The sequence below is a fragment of the Vibrio sp. D3 genome (assembly GCF_043995865.1).
GTDB classification, from domain to species: domain Bacteria; phylum Pseudomonadota; class Gammaproteobacteria; order Enterobacterales; family Vibrionaceae; genus Vibrio; species Vibrio diabolicus.
Window position 1 is genome coordinate 890,567 of the sequence record NZ_CP171887.1, and the last position, 17,282, is coordinate 907,848.

Genomic DNA, 17,282 nt, shown 5'->3' on the forward strand with positions numbered 1-17,282 from the left:
ACTGATATCTGACTAAGGCCTCCCTCGGGAGGTCTTTTTTTGTTTTGGCACTTTGAATCTGCTGTGCTTTCGCACTAACTCGATAAATATTGTCGTTTTAGCGCGAGTTCTTGTTGTCTAATTGCTTAGAATTGTGGATCATTAGAAACAATGTACTCTGCAAAACCATACTTGGATGCAGAGTTCCGTTTTCTCTGACAATACTAATATTTTTGAGGTGCTATAGATGAGTGAAGCTGATGCTCGTCCATCAAACTTTATTCGCCAGATCATTGATAAAGATCTAGCGGATGGTAAACACACTAGCGTGCATACTCGATTCCCGCCGGAGCCAAATGGCTACCTGCATATCGGTCATGCTAAGTCTATCTGTTTGAACTTCGGTATTGCTCAGGACTACCAGGGTCAATGTAATCTACGTTTCGACGATACGAACCCTGAAAAAGAAGACATCGAATACGTTGAGTCTATCAAGAAAGATGTAAACTGGTTGGGCTTTGAGTGGAGTGGTGAAGTATGTTATTCATCAAACTACTTCGATAAGCTTTACGAATATGCAATTGAATTGATTAACAAAGGCTTAGCGTACGTAGATGAGCTAAGTCCAGAGCAGATTCGTGAATACCGTGGCACGCTAAAGGCGCCAGGTAAACCAAGCCCATACCGTGACCGTTCTGTTGAAGAGAACTTAGCGTTATTTGAAAAAATGCGCGCTGGTGAATTTGAAGAAGGTAAAGCGTGTCTTCGTGCCAAGATTGACATGGGTTCTTCATTCATGGTTATGCGCGATCCAGTTTTATACCGTGTGCGTTTTGCTACGCACCACCAAACTGGTGATAAGTGGTGCATTTACCCAATGTACGACTTCACGCACTGTATCTCTGATGCATTAGAAGGCATTACACACTCTATCTGTACGCTTGAGTTTATGGATAACCGTCGTCTGTACGACTGGGTTCTGGACAACATCACGATCGAAAGCCGTCCACATCAGTACGAGTTTAGTCGCTTAAACCTTGAATACACAGTGATGTCTAAGCGTAAGCTTAACCAACTCGTCACGGAAAAACTGGTTAACGGTTGGGATGACCCACGTATGCCAACAGTCTCAGGTCTGCGTCGTCGTGGCTTCACGCCAGCATCTATCCGTGAGTTCTGTAAGCGTATTGGTGTAACGAAGCAAGAAAATATGATCGAGTTTAGCTCACTAGAATCTTGTATTCGTGATGACCTAAACGAGAACGCTCCGCGTGCAATGGCTGTGCTGGATCCTGTTAAAGTTGTTATCGAAAACTTTGAAGAAGGTGCAGTAGAAAACTTGACGGTTGCTAATCACCCAAACAAACCAGAGATGGGTGTGCGTGAAGTACCATTCACTCGTGAGTTGTGGATTGAGCGTGAAGACTTCCGTGAAGAGGCGAACAAAAAGTACAAGCGTTTAGTGTTAGGTAAAGAAGTTCGCTTACGTGGTGCTTACGTGATCAAAGCAGAGCGCGTTGAAAAAGATGCCGAAGGCAACATCACGACTATCTTCTGTTCTTACGATGCAGACACACTAGGTAAGAACCCGGCTGATGGCCGTAAAGTAAAAGGTGTGATTCATTGGGTATCAGCTGATAAAGCATTACCAGCGGAAATCCGTCTTTACGATCGTCTATTTACGGTTCCAAACCCGGGTGCAGCAGAAGACTTTGCTTCTACAATCAACCCTGAATCATTAGTTGTGATCAATGGTTTTGTAGAGCCTAGCTTAGCATCAGCAGAAGCAGAAAAAGGCTATCAGTTTGAGCGTATGGGTTACTTCTGCGCAGACTCGAAAGATTCTTCTGCAGATAAACTAGTATTCAACCGCACGGTTGGTCTACGTGATACTTGGGCAAAAATTGAGAACCAATAATCTCGATTAATGCAAAAACCGATAAAAATGCCAGCAAATGCTGGCATTTTTTTATTCTCATTATCGTAATGCGGCGGTTATAGGTAGTGTAGGGAGTTGCTTAAGAACGAGGGACGTTTGATAAATGTTCGGTTTGGAGGCAAAACAATGATGTTTATTAAGGTTTGAATTGGTAAGTCTAATCGACGCTTTACAAAAGTTGGTACGGCAATTCAGCTATTGAAAGATATCGCCCTCAGAAACAAAAAACGCCAGCATGAGCTGACGTTTATTTTAAATCAACAAACCGTTATTTTTTTGGTTTGTGTGCATCTGGATTGTCTTTACAACCACCATCACTGCACTTGCCGTACAAGTATAAGCTGTGGTTTGTTAGCGTGACATTGTACTTAGCTGCAATCTCTTTTTGACGTTCTTCAATAAGATCGTCAGAAAATTCAATTACCTCACCACAGTCTAGGCACACTAGATGGTCGTGGTGATGTTGAGTCGATAATTCGAAGACTGACTTACCACCTTCAAAGTGGTGACGAGTTACAATACCAGCATCATCGAATTGGTTTAGAACTCGGTAAACAGTTGCTAGGCCAATCTCTTCACCTAGATCAATCAACTTTTTGTACAAATCTTCAGCACTGATGTGCTGGCAGTCTGGCTGCTGAAGTACTTCTAGAATTTTTAGCCTTGGAAGGGTTACTTTTAAACCCGCATCCTTCAGCGCCTGATTATTATCTGACATATACTTTCCCGTTGGATCATCTGCAGCGATTTAACAGAATTCAATCTTCCTACCATTATAGGATAAGCGCTCAGAACATTAAACCACGAACTTCAAAGGGTTAATAGAATCTTTTTGTAAATTAGAAACAGGTCGATTATATTACAGATCTGACCAGTTACAACTTTGTAACATTGAGCTTAGAGAGGGCACGGACTGCGATGAATAAGCGACTTGCGAAGATATACAAACCAGGAATTGTAAAATTCGCACTCAATATTTGGCCACCTTTTTGGGGCGCTGGTATTAAAATCTTACATATTTCTGAAGACTTTCGTACCGTGAAGGTGCGTTTGAAACTTCGCTGGTGGAATAAAAACGCCAATCGTACTCAGTATGGTGGCAGTATTTTCTCTTTAACTGATCCCATATACTCGTTGATGCTGATGGGGATTCTACGCGAGGAGTATTACGTGTGGGATAAAGAGGCGAGTATTAACTTTATTAAGCCAGGGCAAAGTGATTTATATGCAGAATTCGAAGTTACTGAAGGGATGCTAGAAAACATTTATCAAATGACACGGAATGGGGAAAAGTGTTTTCCTGAATTTATTACCCATGTAAAAGATAAACAGGGGAACGTGGTTTCAGAGGTTCAACGCAAGCTTTATGTAAGAAAGAAACCTCAGTATCGTGAAGAGGAAGCGCTCACCGATGCTTTGTGAAAATATACAAAAAGACCTCCAATCGGAGGTCTTTGCATAATTCGATTTATTTAGCCTTCAAGCTCAGCTAAACACATTTCTTCGTAAATCTGTTTAACCCAGTTCTCAACACGCTCGTCAGTCAGTTCCGGTTGACGGTCTTCATCGATACATAGACCTACGAATTGGCTGTCGTCGCCTTCAACAAGTGCTTTAGACGCTTCAAATTCGTAGCCTTCTGTTGAAGTATGGCCAAGAATTGTGCCGCCTTTAGACTCAACGATATCACGTACTGTGCCCATCGCGTCACAGAAATATTCTGCGTAGTCTTCTTGGTCGCCACAGCCAAAGATAGCCACTAGCTTAGTAGAGAAGTCGATTTGCTCAAGTTCAGGGAAGAAATCATCCCAATCACATTGTGCTTCACCGTAGTACCAAGTTGGGATACCTAGAAGAAGAAGATCGAAGTTATCAATGTCTTCTTTGCTGCTTTTCGCGATGTCTTGAACGTGAACTAGATGCTTACCTAGTTGCTTTTGAATCATCTTTGCAACGGCTTCAGTATTACCTGTGTCGCTACCGAAGAAGATACCTACACTTGCCATAGAGTCTATACCTTTACATTGTTTGTTATTGGCGATGGTACTAAGGGTTTAACCTAACCCAGAGCCTTCCCAAGTTAGCTGAATTACACCTTTTGCAATAAAGCCAGCACAGCCTAGGAAAAGGACTAACCACACAATACGACGACCAAAAACAGGTACATTGCCTTGCTTTAGCACATCTTTTATCGCCATCCCGATGAAAAAGAAGATAGCAGCAAAAAGAAGATCGAGCCCAATAGACTCGAGCATATCCATATAGTCGTAAAGCATTTTAGTCCTTCATGCCGAAAAATCTTGGGCGCACTATACCACTGTTAAACGGTAAAGTTAATGCACTACAAGAAGGGTTATTTCAATAATCTATTGTTGCTTTTCGAATTTGTTAACTCGAAATGTATTTCCGAATGACTCTCATTACTTCAGCCGGTTTTTCGGCGTGAAGCCAGTGGCCAGTATTAGCGATAATATGTGCTTTTGCTTGTTTGAACTGTTTTTGCACCGCAGGTTGGTGCTCTGGCATTAAGTAATCGGAATCACCACCTTTAATAAACAGAGTGGGTATGTCTGTTGGGGCAATTTCCTGCCAGCCGATAATTTGTGCGTAATTCTCAAAAAGGCTCGGTACGTTAAACCGCCAGTCCATTTTATCGCCATTTTTGTATAGTGACTTAGAGAGAAATTGTCTTACACCGTCGATCTCAACATGTTGAGCTAGGATATCCATCGCTTGTTGACGGCTTGCTGGCTTTTCGTTAATTACGGCGTGTAAACCATTAAACACATTGTCGTGACGGTTTGCTGTGTAGGTGACAGGTGCCATGTCGAGCACAACCAACTGTTTGACGAGCTCTGGAGCAATGTCCACCAGTGTCATCGCGACCTTTCCACCCATTGAGTGCCCAATAATAATAGATGGATCTACATTTAAGTGTTGTAGGAGTTGCGCCACATCTTTTGCCATGTCGGCGTAATTATGAATGTGTGAGTGAAAAGAGAGGCCGTGATTTCTCAGATCAATACTGATCACCGTATGATCTTTAATAAGATCGCGGGCTAGTAGACCCAGATTACTTAAACTACCAAACAATCCGTGAATCAAAACAACTGTTTGGCCTTGGCCTTCCTGCTTATAGTTGAGTAATGCTGACATTTTATCTTATTCGTGATGGGTTTAACGTGGAGTATCCGAGAGGATCTCGTTATAATCCCCCAGAGTTTAAACATTGAGAATGTGAAAAGCGAATGAAAACAATTGAGGTTGATGAGGATCTATACCGTTACATTGCTAGCCAAACTAAGCATATCGGTGAAAGCGCCTCGGATATTTTGCGACGCCTTTTAAACCTTGATGGTCAGTTGCAGGAAGCTGAAGCCGCGCCTGTAGTAGAGAAGCCACAAGGGATTGTAGTAAGTAAAGATGCGGGTAAAACGGAATCTGTTGATGTAGTGAAAGAAATGCGTTCGCTGCTTATTTCTGATGAGTTTGCCGGTCTAAAAAAAGCGATTGATCGCTTTATGTTAGTACTATCGACCTTACATAAATTAAATCCAGAAGGTTTCGCGCAGGCTACGAATGTAAAGGGACGCAAACGCGTGTACTTTGCAGATAATGAAGAAACCTTGTTGGCAAATGGCAACACGACCAAGCCAAAAGCCATTCCTGGCACACCGTTTTGGGTTATCACGAACAACAATACCAGTCGTAAAAGACAGATGGTTGAACAAGTGATGACACACATGGGGTACCAACCTGACTTAATAGAAAAAGTAACAGGTTCAATCTAAGAAACCTGATAGAAGCCTCATAATGTGTCGCAGTTAGCGGATATTATGAGGCTTTTTTAATTTTATTTGTATTTAAAGAAAGGATGTCAAACATGGCTATGCACCCTCGTGCTGGGCAAAAAGCGCAGCAGGAAGATCTTCATAATATTCCGGCACTTGTTGCCAATTACTTCTTGCTTCAACCTGATGCTAAGAACCCCGATCACAAGGTTCAATTCGGCACATCAGGTCACCGTGGTACCGCTGATAAGCATACATTTAACGAAAACCACATTTTGGCTATTGCTCAAGCGGTTGCAGAAGTTCGTGCCCAGCAAGGGACCACAGGTCCTTTGTTTGTCGGTAAAGACACGCATGCTTTGTCTGAACCTGCATTTTCTAGCGTGATTGAAGTTTTGATTGCGAATGGCGTAAAAGTCATCGTACAGCAGGATAACGGCTACACGCCAACACCAGGTATCTCGCACGCAATTCTGACTTACAACATCAAGCACGATGAAAAAGCAGACGGTATTGTGATTACACCATCTCATAACCCACCACAAGACGGTGGTATCAAATACAATCCGACTCATGGTGGTCCGGCAGAAGCTGAGTTGACTCAAGCGATCGAAGATCGTGCGAACGCACTGATTGCCGAAGGTTTACAAGGTGTTAAACGCTTACCACTAGCAGAAGCAAAAGCATCGGATCTGTTTGTGGAGATGGACTTGGTTAAACCCTATATCGATGATCTGGTGAACGTTATCGATATGGAAGCAATCCAAAAAGCAAATCTGAAGATTGGTGTAGATCCATTGGGTGGCAGCGGCATCGATTACTGGCGTCAAATTGGTCAGGCATACAACCTAGACCTAACGCTAGTAAGTGAAGCGATTGATCCTTCTTTCCAATTCATGTCTCTCGATAAAGACGGCGTTGTACGTATGGACTGTTCTTCTCCATACGCAATGGCGGGTCTATTGGCACTGAAAGACGAATACGATTTAGCATTTGGTAACGATCCTGACTACGACCGTCACGGTATCGTTACGCCAAAAGGTTTGATGAACCCGAACCACTTCTTAGCCGTTTGTATCGACTACCTATACCGCCATCGTGACGCATGGGGTAAAGATGTAGCTGTTGGTAAAACACTAGTATCAAGTGCACTGATTGACCGTGTTGTTGCGGATCTAGGTCGTGAGCTATGTGAAGTACCAGTAGGCTTTAAATGGTTTGTTGATGGTCTGTACACTGGTAAATTCGGCTTCGGTGGCGAAGAAAGTGCCGGGGCATCTTTTCTTCGTAAAGATGGTACGCCTTGGTCAACAGACAAAGACGGCATCTTGTTATGTCTTCTAGCGGCAGAGATCACTGCGGTAACGGGTAAGAACCCACAAGACTACTATGAAGAGCTAGCGGCGAAACACGGTGAGTCGAAATACAACCGTATTCAAGCTGTAGCGAATGGCCCTCAAAAAGACGTACTGAAGAAGTTGTCACCAGAAATGGTCGCGGCTGAAACACTAGCGGGTGATCCAATTACGGCTCGTCTCACGCATGCGCCTGGTAATGGTGCTGCAATCGGTGGTCTAAAAGTAACGACTGCCAACGGCTGGTTTGCTGCTCGTCCATCAGGCACAGAGGACATCTACAAGATTTACTGTGAAAGCTTCAAAGGTGAAGAGCACCTAAAACAAATCGAAGCAGAAGCACAAGAGATCGTTAATCAAGTGTTTGCAGCTGCCGGCCTGTAAACCATTCAATAGTCGATTTAGAAAACAAAGGGTTGATGTGCAAGCATCAACCCTTTTGCGTTTTAAGATTCCTGAACTGAGTTGTTTCCGGGCCAGGAATCCGGTACCACAAACCAGAATTGACCGTCCTCCGTTTGTGCATGTACAAATCGGTCTGAAGGCTTTTCAATGGGTTGAGATAAATCGTCCGTACCAATCGCCCAGCATGGTTTGTGTAAATGATAAAGTGGCTTACCGATTAACTCCCATTGGCTCTGGTAGCACCAGTAACCACTAATCTGACTTGGATTTAGTTCATAACCCAAGCACTCGCTAGGAGTTGGCTCTGGAGTAAACGGATTAATATAGAGTCGTCCTTGCATCAATAGACGTTCTTGTGGAGAGTCGTTTAACGGAATTATTTTTTGAAATTCCGGGCGATCGCTCATTTTCAACTGATGAGTAAGCATTCTATTCAGTTTTGTATGCAGCTGGTCGTGAGCATTCGGACCATACCAAACGCCGTTATAAAGAAGATAAAACTTAATCGCTACTTCCCAGTGCTCTATTTGATTTGATTCTGTATTCCGCAACACCAAGTCGATAGCACCAATAGTCTTACCTTCGATGTCGTTTAACTGAACCTCTTCCGCGATAACCTGATATCGTTCTGAACTAGAGAGAACTGCAGTGCATAAGTGCTGATATAAAAAGCCCAATCTTGGATTACCATTGTATTGCTCAGCGTTATTTAAAGGCGTTACCGAAAGATCCTCTAAGGTTGTAAACGGAGGGCGTAACTTGAAAAGAGGAGGTGAAGTGGCGATCCATTGGTAAAAGCGTTGCAGTTGGTTCATCCGTATCCCTATATGTATGGTGAGGCGACAAGCTTTGTTATTGTAACTAAATTTGCTTTTGAGGGTAGGGTGGCTAGCATCGATATTGGGGTTCGAGATACACTTTAAGTACCTAAATGATATCAAGGTGCCAGATGTCAAAACGTTGTTGTATCAACTAGGTTGCACACTCTCGGTCTGATTTCATCGAGAGGTTATTTAGGTTTACATGCGCTAGAAATTGGAAGTAATAATGAATAACTTAAAGCTAGAACAGATTCTTAATGACAAACTGTCACCGCAGTTAATTAAAGATTACGCACCAAACGGGTTACAGGTAGAAGGGACGCCAGCCGTAAAGCGTATTATCACTGGCGTAACTGCCTCCCAAGCCTTAATCGATAAAGCGATTGAGCTTAATGCAGACGCATTACTCGTTCATCACGGTTATTTTTGGAAAGGTGAACCTGAGCCAATTCGTGGTATGAAAGGTAAACGAATTCGTAGTCTGATCAAAAACGATATCAACTTATATGGTTATCACCTTCCTCTGGATATTCACCCAGAGCTAGGCAACAACGCCGAATTAGCTCGCTTACTTGAAATAGAAGTAGAAGGTGGGCTTGAAGGACATCCTCAATCAGTAGCCATGTTTGGACGCTTGAAAAAACCGATGTCTGGTGCTGAGTTTGCGAGCAAGATCAATCAAGTTCTTGATAGAGAACCACTGCATATTGCTCCAGAGAATACCGATAAGATGATTGAGACGGTCGGTTGGTGCACTGGTGGAGGGCAGGATTTTATTGAGCTTGCTGTACAACACGGATTAGATGCGTTTATCTCTGGCGAAATTTCTGAGCGTACAACCTATACTGCGCGAGAAATGGACATTCATTACTTTGCTGCAGGTCATCATGCTACTGAGCGTTATGGTGTTCAGGCTTTAGGAAAATGGCTAGCGGATGAATACGGCCTACATGTGGAGTTTATCGATATTGATAATCCGGTTTAGTGTTCGCTATTCATAACGTGAGACGCTGAAAAGAAAAAGGGTTGAGACAAAATCTCAACCCTTTTGTTTATCTTCTAACTAAAAATATCATTCACGTTCGTGAAGTGGAGAAAACTCACGCTGTGTCTCACCAGTGTATAGCTGACGAGGACGACCGATGCGGTTCAGTGGATCGCTGTGCATTTCGTTCCAGTGAGCAATCCAGCCGATGGTACGAGAAATCGCGAAGATAACCGTAAACATAGAAACTGGAATACCAATCGCTTTAAGAATGATACCTGAGTAGAAGTCTACGTTCGGGTACAGCTTCTTAGAAACGAAGTACTCATCAGAAAGCGCAATGCGCTCAAGTTCCATTGCTACATCTAGTAGAGGGTCTTGAATGTTTAGCTCTTTGAGAACTTCATGACACGTTTCGCGCATTACTGTCGCACGTGGATCGTAGTTTTTATAAACGCGGTGACCAAAGCCCATTAAGCGGAATGGGTCATCTTTGTCTTTCGCGCGGTCTACATACTCAGGGATGTTATCGACGCTGCCAATCTCTTCTAGCATTCTCAAGCACGCTTCGTTTGCACCACCGTGAGCAGGTCCCCAAAGTGATGCAATACCAGCGGCAATACATGCAAATGGGTTAGCACCAGAAGAGCCAGCTAGACGTACAGTTGACGTCGACGCATTCTGTTCGTGATCCGCGTGTAGAGTGAAGATTTTATCCATCGCACGCGCAACGACAGGATTTACTTCATACTCTTCGCAAGGGTTTGCGAACATCATGTGTAGGAAGTTTTCTGCGTAGCTCAAATCGTTGCGTGGGTAGATAAATGGCTGACCGATAGAGTATTTGTAACACATTGCAGCCAGTGTCGGCATCTTCGATAGCAGACGGTACGCCGCGATCTCACGGTGCTCGTCGTTGTTGATGTCAAGAGAGTCGTGGTAGAAGGCTGCAAGTGCACCGACTACACCACACATTACTGCCATCGGGTGAGCATCACGTCGGAAGCCATGGAAAAAGCTTGCGATTTGCTCGTGGACCATAGTATGACGCGTTACGGTCGTCTTGAATTGCTCGTATTGTTCTCGGGTAGGGGCTTCACCATAAAGAAGGATGTAACATACTTCTAAGTAATCTGCGTTATTGGCTAATTGATCAATCGGGAAACCGCGGTGCAAAAGAATACCTTTGCCGCCATCGATGTACGTGATTGATGATTCACAAGATGCAGTGGCAAGAAAACCTGGGTCAAAAGTAAAGTAACCATTGGCTCCCAGCTTACGAACGTCAATTACAGGTGTACCTAGCGTACCGTCCATAATTGGCAGTTCGATTGGCGCTTGACCTTCAACATGAAGGGTCGCTTTCTTATCCGCCATAACAATCTCCTTTGTTTATTATTTAATCCGTCCAGGATGTTTATGTGCCATTTTTGTACTGTTGTTAAAGCTTAAAGTCAATTTTTCTCCATCTTTGTGTGCACTTGTTATGATTTTTCTCATGAAAATCGTTAAAAATCTGTTCTATGTAGCATAATTTGTTACACCAATTGTATTAGAATGTTGCTCGCCGTATATTGGCTAAGAAAATTTTAGTTAAATCCTTATAAATTCGGGGCTAGAAACAAAGAGTGAGGTTTGTTGCTGGACTCCGATTGTTAACAAGTTGTTTACAATTATCTGGGTGGTTACTCGCGATATTTGTTAAATAGATGTTAACTTTTGTACGTTTGGAAGCTGAAATTGGTTATAACAATAAATGCTCAATGGAGCTGAGTGAGCAAGCCCGTGAAAGAAAGAAAGTCAAGACCTGTTAATTTAGATTTACAGACCATCCACTTTCCTATCACAGCAATCGCATCCATCCTACACCGTGTGTCTGGGGTAATTACGTTTGTTGCGGTGGGTATACTACTGTGGTTACTGTCCATTTCTCTGTCATCCCCAATGGGTTTTATGGAAGCCGCTGACATCGTCGATAGCTTCTTCGTAAAATTCATCCTGTGGGGAATTCTTACTGCACTTGCCTACCACATTGCAGGTGGTATCCGTCACTTGTTGATGGATCTAGGTCACTTTGAAGAGCTAGATTCTGGCACGATGAGCGCTAAAGTCGCGTTTGGTGCAACAGCAGTATTATCATTATTGGCGGGGATCTTGGTATGGTAAAACACGTATCTTCATTTGGTCGTAATGGTGTACACGATTTCCTACTGATTCGTGCAACTGCAATCATTATGACGCTATACACGATTTATCTGATTAGCTTCTGTGCATTTTCAGATATCTCTTACGCATCTTGGACCCAATTCTTTGGTGGTACCTTCACTAAAGTATTCACCATGTTGGCACTTGTCTCGATCCTGATCCACGCATGGGTCGGTTTATGGCAGGTATTAACGGATTACATTAAGTGCGCGAAACTTCGTGGCGCACTGCAACTTGGTGTTATTGCCGTGCTATTCGGCTATGTCTTCTCTGGTCTATTTATTCTGTGGGGTGCGTAAGTGTCTATTCCAGTTCGTGAGTTTGACGCCGTAGTAATCGGCGCTGGTGGTGCAGGTATGCGCGCTGCACTACAAATTTCAGAACAAGGCCTATCATGTGCTTTGTTGTCAAAAGTATTTCCAACACGTTCTCATACTGTGTCTGCACAGGGCGGTATTACCGTTGCTCTGGGTAACTCGCACAAAGACGATTGGCAATGGCACATGTATGATACCGTTAAAGGTTCCGATTACATCGGTGACCAGAACGCGATTGAATACATGTGTAAAAATGGCCCTGAGTCCGTTATCGAACTAGAAAAAATGGGTCTTCCATTCTCTCGTTTTGATAACGGTACTATCTACCAACGTCCATTCGGTGGTCAGTCAAAAGAATTTGGTGGTGAGCAAGCTGCACGTACAGCAGCAGCTGCGGACCGTACAGGTCACGCGCTTCTGCATACGCTTTACCAACAAAATGTGAAACACAAAACCACCATTTTCTCGGAATGGTATGCACTAGACTTGGTGAAAAACCAAGACGGCGCCGTAATGGGCTGTACTGCGATTTGTATGGAAACAGGCGAGATTTGTTACTTCAAATCGAAAGCAACGATTCTAGCAACAGGTGGTGCAGGTCGTATTTACGCGTCGACCACTAACGCACACATCAACACTGGTGACGGTGTAGGTATGGCATTGCGTGCGGGTGTACCTATGCAAGACATGGAAATGTGGCAGTTCCACCCAACGGGTATCGCTGGTGCAGGTGTTCTTGTAACAGAAGGTTGTCGTGGTGAAGGTGGTTACCTTCTAAATAAAGATGGCGAACGCTTCATGGAGCGCTATGCTCCTAACGCGAAAGACCTTGCAGGTCGTGACGTAGTTGCACGTTCAATGATGATCGAAATTCGTGAAGGCCGTGGTTGTGATGGTCCTTGGGGTCCACACATTAAGCTGAAGTTGGATCACCTTGGTAAAGAAGTGCTTGAGTCACGTCTGCCTGGTATCTGTGAGCTGTCTCGTACTTTCGCGCACGTTGATCCAGTGAAAGAGCCAATTCCAGTAATTCCAACCTGTCACTACATGATGGGTGGTGTACCGACTCAAGTGTCTGGCCAAGCAATCAAGCAAAAGGCTGACGGCAGCGAGATGGAAGTACAAGGTCTATATGCATGTGGTGAGATTGCTTCTGTATCAGTACACGGAGCAAACCGTCTAGGCGGCAACTCATTACTAGACTTGGTCGTGTTTGGTCGCGCGACTGGCTTGCACCTTGGCGAAACGCTCGCAGCGCAAGCTGAGGCACGCCCTGCAACTGAATCTGATATTGAAGCATCTCTAGCGCGTACCATGCGTTGGGAAAATAGTACTGGCGGTGAAGATCCAGTTCAAATCCGTAAAGACCTACAAGCTTGCATGCAAAACAGCTTCTCGGTATTCCGTGAAGGCGATGCAATGGCAACGGGTCTAGAAGAGTTGAAAGTGATTCGCGAACGTCTGAAAGATGCACATCTAGCGGACAAGTCTTCTGAATTCAACACGCAACGTATTGAGTGTCTAGAGCTAGACAACTTGATGGAAACAGCATTCTCTACAGCCGTAGCGGCTAACTACCGTACTGAAAGCCGTGGCGCACATGCTCGTTTCGATTTCCCTGAGCGTGATGATGAGAACTGGCTATGCCACTCTATCTACAACCCGGAAACAGAAGCGATGACTAAGCGTGATGTGAACATGACGCCAACGCATCGTGAAGCTTTCCCGCCGAAAGTACGTACATACTAAAGGGAGGATACGACTATGAAATTGAACTTCTCTTTATACCGTTACAATCCGGATGTGGATACCAAGCCTTACATGAAAGAGTATACCCTTGATGTAGACGAAGGCTCAGACATGATGGTGCTTGATGCATTGATTCTGCTAAAAGAGCAAGATCCAAGCATCGCGTTCCGTCGCTCATGCCGTGAAGGGGTATGTGGTTCTGATGGTTTGAACATGAATGGTAAAAATGGTCTAGCGTGTATCACACCGTTATCTGCTCTACAAGGCGATAAGATAGTTATTCGTCCACTGCCAGGGTTACCTGTCGTGCGTGATCTTATCGTTGACATGACACAATTCTATGATAACTATGCGAAAGTTAAACCATTCTTGATTGATGATGGTGCATTACCACCATCACGCGAGAACCTACAATCACCTGATGATCGTGCTCATTTAGATGGATTGTACGAATGTATCATGTGTGCATGTTGTACAACGTCTTGCCCATCATTCTGGTGGAACCCTGACAAATTCATCGGTCCAGCTGGTCTTCTTGCGGCGTACCGTTGGCTAATTGATAGTCGCGATACGGCAACAGATGAACGTTTGTCTGATCTTGATGATGCATTTAGCGTTTTTCGTTGCCATGGCATCATGAATTGTGTAAGTGTTTGTCCTAAGGGATTAAATCCGACGAAAGCCATCGGCCATATTAAGTCGATGCTGGTTAATCGCTCGGTTTAATTTACTCGCTCTTAGGAATGTCGCAGTGTTGCGGATCACCCGATATGACCGCTTCACTGCTTCAAGAATATTTCGAGTAAAGAATACAAAAATTGCCGACTAGTTCTGGTCGGCTCTTATAGCTCGGCAAAGACCGAAGCAAACGTGAAAACTACTGGTTAAGGGAAAATATGCACAACGGCGTGATGAAGGCATGGCTCGAGTCTTCACACTTGGCTGGCGCCAATGCAACGTATGTAGAGGACCTCTACGAACTGTATCTAAGTGATCCCGATCTGGTAAGTGAGGAGTGGAAACGTGTTTTTGAAGGCTTACCTAAGCCGTCAGAAGAAGTGGCAGAACAACCACATTCACGTGTCCGTGACTACTTCCGTCGACTCGCTAGAGAAACAAAGCATTACAATGTCCAAGTTAGTGACCCAGATGTCGATGCAAAACAAGTAAAAGTTCTACAGCTAATCAACGCATACCGTTTCCGCGGACATGAAGCTGCAGAATTAGACCCACTAGGTCTATGGCAACGCCCAACCGTGGCGGAGTTAGACCCTGCTTTTCATAATCTTACCGAAGATGACTTCGAAGAAACTTTCAACGTAGGTTCTTTTGCTGTTGGGCAAGAAACCATGAAGTTGAAAGACATCTATGAAGCCCTCAACAAAACTTACTGCGGTTCCATCGGTGCTGAATACATGCACATGACTGACACAGAGCAAAAACGTTGGATCCAACAACGTCTTGAGTCTGTCGTAGGCCAGCCATCATTCAACAAAGATGAGAAGCGCACATTCCTAGAAGAGCTAACAGCCGCTGAAGGTTTGGAGCGTTACCTCGGGGCGAAATTCCCAGGTGCAAAACGTTTCTCTCTAGAAGGTGGTGACGCACTGATTCCGATGACGAAAGAGTTGATCCGTCACGCGGGAACAAGTGGGATGCGTGAAGTGGTTATCGGTATGGCTCACCGTGGTCGTTTGAACATGCTGGTGAACGTGCTTGGTAAGAAGCCTCAAGATCTGTTCGATGAGTTTGCCGGTAAACACGACGAAACTTGGGGCACCGGTGATGTGAAATATCACCAAGGTTTCTCTGCCGACTTTGCTACCCCAGGTGGTGATGTTCACTTAGCTCTTGCATTTAACCCATCGCATCTAGAAATCGTCAACCCAGTAGTCATGGGGTCGGTGCGAGCACGTCAAGATCGCTTGGGTGATAATCAAGGTAGCAAAGTGCTTCCTATCACTATCCACGGTGACTCTGCAATCGCTGGTCAGGGTGTGGTTGCCGAAACGTTCAACATGTCACTGGCTCGTGGTTTCCAAGTCGGTGGTACGGTGCGTATTGTTATTAACAACCAAGTTGGCTTTACGACGTCTAACCCTCGTGACACGCGTTCAACGATGTACTGTACAGATATCGCGAAGATGGTTCAGGCGCCAATTTTCCACGTGAATGCCGATGACCCAGAAGCGGTTGCTTTTGTTACTCGTATTGCTTTGGATTACCGCAACGAGTTCAAGCGCGATGTCGTGATTGATTTGGTGTGTTACCGTCGCCATGGTCACAACGAGGCCGATGAGCCAAACGCGACTCAGCCTTTGATGTACCAAAAAATCAAAAAACACCCTACACCACGCAAATTGTATGCGGATATTCTGATCGATAAAAACGAATCAGATATCGAGACAGCGACTCAGTTAGTCAATGAGTACCGCGACGCATTAGACCGCGGTGAAGTGGTGGTTAAAGAATGGCGTCCAATGGCGTTGCACTCTGTAGACTGGTCCCCTTACTTAGGGCATGAATGGGATATGGAGTGGGATTCAAAATATGACAAGACGCGTCTTATCGAGTTGGGTAATCGTCTTTGTCAGTATCCAGAAAGCCATAAACTGCAAAGCCGTGTTAATAAGCTTTACAACGATCGCCTAGCAATGATGACCGGTGAAAAAGCAATCGACTGGGGTATGGCCGAAACATTGGCGTATGCAACATTAGTTGATGATGGTAAGCGAATTCGCCTTTCTGGTCAGGATTCGGGTCGTGGTACTTTCTTCCACCGTCACTCGGTTCTTCATAACCAAACAGATGCAAGTACGTACATTCCATTAGCGAATATTCATGACAATCAGGGTCCATTCCAAGTGTTTGACTCAGTACTGTCAGAAGAAGCGGTATTGGCATTTGAATACGGTTACGCAACAGCAGAGCCAGGTGGTTTGACTATTTGGGAAGCGCAGTTTGGTGACTTTGCCAACGGCGCGCAGGTTGTGATTGACCAATTCATCTCGTCAGGTGAGCAGAAATGGGCACGCTTGTGTGGTCTCACAATGCTTCTACCTCACGGTTACGAAGGTCAAGGCCCTGAGCACTCCTCTGCACGTCTAGAGCGTTACCTTCAGTTGTGTGCTGAGCAAAATATGCAGGTTGTAGTTCCTTCAACACCGGCTCAAGTATACCACATGATTCGTCGTCAAGTTGTACGCCCAATGCGTCGACCTCTGATTGTTATGTCGCCAAAATCTTTGCTGCGCCATCCTCTATGTACTTCGACAATTGAAGACTTAGCGGACGGTACATTCCAATCTGCAATTCCAGAAGTAGATGATTTAGACCCAAGCAAAGTAAAACGCGTCGTGTTCTGTTCAGGTAAGGTTTATTTTGACCTACTGGAGCAGCGCCGTAACAACGAGCAAGACGATGTCGCTATCGTGCGTATCGAGCAGCTTTATCCATTCCCGATGGAAGAAGTACAAGCAGCGATTGCTCAATACACTAACGTTGAAGACTTCGTGTGGTGTCAGGAAGAGCCTCAGAACCAAGGTGCTTGGTACTGTAGCCAACACAACTTCCGTGCCGCTATTCCTGCAGGTGCAGATCTTAAATACGCAGGTCGCCCAGCTTCTGCTTCGCCAGCAGTTGGCTACATGTCGGTGCACTTGAAACAACAAAAAGCGTTGGTTGAAGACGCTCTGAACGTGAACTCAAAAACTTCGAATTAAGAACTAGAAGTTAA

Annotated in this window: 16 protein-coding genes; 10 read left to right on the forward strand and 6 right to left on the reverse strand. The window is 44.6% G+C overall.

The genetic code is table 11. The features are described from left to right. The first annotated feature begins 226 nt into the window (after positions 1-226). Positions 227-1,897, forward strand: coding sequence for a glutamine--tRNA ligase (gene glnS, locus ACHFJ9_RS12215; protein ID WP_005393044.1), 1,671 nt, complete (start codon positions 227-229; stop codon positions 1,895-1,897). A 289-nt stretch (positions 1,898-2,186) separates the two neighbouring features. Here glnS and fcrX read toward each other — a convergent pair whose 3' ends face one another. After that, positions 2,187-2,636, reverse strand: coding sequence for a ferric iron uptake transcriptional regulator FcrX (fcrX, locus tag ACHFJ9_RS12220; protein ID WP_005382141.1), 450 nt, complete (start codon positions 2,634-2,636; stop codon positions 2,187-2,189). A gap of 200 nt (positions 2,637-2,836) precedes the next feature. Here fcrX and ACHFJ9_RS12225 point away from each other — a divergent pair, with 200 nt between their 5' ends. Beyond that, positions 2,837-3,340 carry a DUF4442 domain-containing protein gene (locus tag ACHFJ9_RS12225; RefSeq protein WP_395356948.1) on the forward strand — a complete coding sequence of 168 codons (504 nt, stop codon included), beginning with the start codon at positions 2,837-2,839 and terminating at the stop codon, positions 3,338-3,340. A 50-nt stretch (positions 3,341-3,390) separates the two neighbouring features. On the opposite strand, the gene fldA is transcribed toward ACHFJ9_RS12225, so the two are convergent. From fldA to ACHFJ9_RS12240, 3 genes are all read right to left on the reverse strand, one after another. Next, entirely contained in the window at positions 3,391-3,924 is a 534-nt protein-coding gene (gene fldA / locus ACHFJ9_RS12230; RefSeq protein ID WP_005393040.1) for a flavodoxin FldA, read from the reverse strand. Positions 3,925-3,972: 48 nt separating this feature from the next. After that, entirely contained in the window at positions 3,973-4,194 is a 222-nt protein-coding gene (locus ACHFJ9_RS12235; protein WP_005393038.1) for a DUF2788 domain-containing protein, read from the reverse strand. A gap of 112 nt (positions 4,195-4,306) precedes the next feature. Further along, the gene (locus ACHFJ9_RS12240) at positions 4,307-5,074 is read right to left on the reverse strand and encodes an alpha/beta fold hydrolase (RefSeq protein WP_395356950.1); all 768 of its coding nucleotides are present in this window, start codon (positions 5,072-5,074) and stop codon (positions 4,307-4,309) included. Positions 5,075-5,166: 92 nt separating this feature from the next. On the opposite strand from ACHFJ9_RS12240, the gene seqA reads away from it, so the two are divergent. Continuing rightward, entirely contained in the window at positions 5,167-5,709 is a 543-nt protein-coding gene (gene seqA / locus ACHFJ9_RS12245; protein WP_005393026.1) for a replication initiation negative regulator SeqA, read from the forward strand. Between the two features lie 92 nt (positions 5,710-5,801). After that, the gene (pgm, locus tag ACHFJ9_RS12250; protein WP_012842047.1) at positions 5,802-7,448 is read left to right on the forward strand and encodes a phosphoglucomutase (alpha-D-glucose-1,6-bisphosphate-dependent); all 1,647 of its coding nucleotides are present in this window, start codon (positions 5,802-5,804) and stop codon (positions 7,446-7,448) included. Between the two features lie 62 nt (positions 7,449-7,510). On the opposite strand, the gene ACHFJ9_RS12255 is transcribed toward pgm, so the two are convergent. Continuing rightward, complete coding sequence (locus tag ACHFJ9_RS12255) at positions 7,511-8,284, reverse strand: DUF1853 family protein (RefSeq protein ID WP_152812699.1); 774 nt, start codon at positions 8,282-8,284, stop codon at positions 7,511-7,513. 232 nt (positions 8,285-8,516) lie between these two features. On the opposite strand from ACHFJ9_RS12255, the gene ACHFJ9_RS12260 reads away from it, so the two are divergent. Then, positions 8,517-9,275 carry a Nif3-like dinuclear metal center hexameric protein gene (locus ACHFJ9_RS12260; protein ID WP_005393019.1) on the forward strand — a complete coding sequence of 253 codons (759 nt, stop codon included), beginning with the start codon at positions 8,517-8,519 and terminating at the stop codon, positions 9,273-9,275. A gap of 87 nt (positions 9,276-9,362) precedes the next feature. Here ACHFJ9_RS12260 and ACHFJ9_RS12265 read toward each other — a convergent pair whose 3' ends face one another. Continuing rightward, positions 9,363-10,652, reverse strand: a complete 1,290-nt coding sequence (locus ACHFJ9_RS12265; RefSeq protein ID WP_005382163.1) for a citrate synthase — start codon at positions 10,650-10,652, stop codon at positions 9,363-9,365. Positions 10,653-11,048: 396 nt separating this feature from the next. Here ACHFJ9_RS12265 and sdhC point away from each other — a divergent pair, with 396 nt between their 5' ends. The 5 genes from sdhC to sucA all read left to right on the forward strand — a co-directional run bounded on the left by sdhC (position 11,049) and on the right by sucA (position 17,268). Beyond that, positions 11,049-11,441 carry a succinate dehydrogenase cytochrome b556 subunit gene (gene sdhC / locus ACHFJ9_RS12270; RefSeq protein ID WP_017634811.1) on the forward strand — a complete coding sequence of 131 codons (393 nt, stop codon included), beginning with the start codon at positions 11,049-11,051 and terminating at the stop codon, positions 11,439-11,441. After that, positions 11,435-11,779, forward strand: coding sequence for a succinate dehydrogenase, hydrophobic membrane anchor protein (gene sdhD, locus ACHFJ9_RS12275; protein WP_005382169.1), 345 nt, complete (start codon positions 11,435-11,437; stop codon positions 11,777-11,779). Before sdhC ends, sdhD begins: the two co-directional genes overlap by 7 nt. Beyond that, on the forward strand, positions 11,780-13,546 hold the full coding sequence (sdhA, locus tag ACHFJ9_RS12280; RefSeq protein WP_005393016.1) for a succinate dehydrogenase flavoprotein subunit: 1,767 nt from the start codon (positions 11,780-11,782) through the stop codon (positions 13,544-13,546). It begins immediately after the preceding gene. A gap of 15 nt (positions 13,547-13,561) precedes the next feature. Further along, positions 13,562-14,272, forward strand: a complete 711-nt coding sequence (locus tag ACHFJ9_RS12285; protein WP_109168617.1) for a succinate dehydrogenase iron-sulfur subunit — start codon at positions 13,562-13,564, stop codon at positions 14,270-14,272. Between the two features lie 170 nt (positions 14,273-14,442). Then, the gene (gene sucA / locus ACHFJ9_RS12290; protein WP_005393014.1) at positions 14,443-17,268 is read left to right on the forward strand and encodes a 2-oxoglutarate dehydrogenase E1 component; all 2,826 of its coding nucleotides are present in this window, start codon (positions 14,443-14,445) and stop codon (positions 17,266-17,268) included. Positions 17,269-17,282 lie beyond the last annotated feature (14 nt).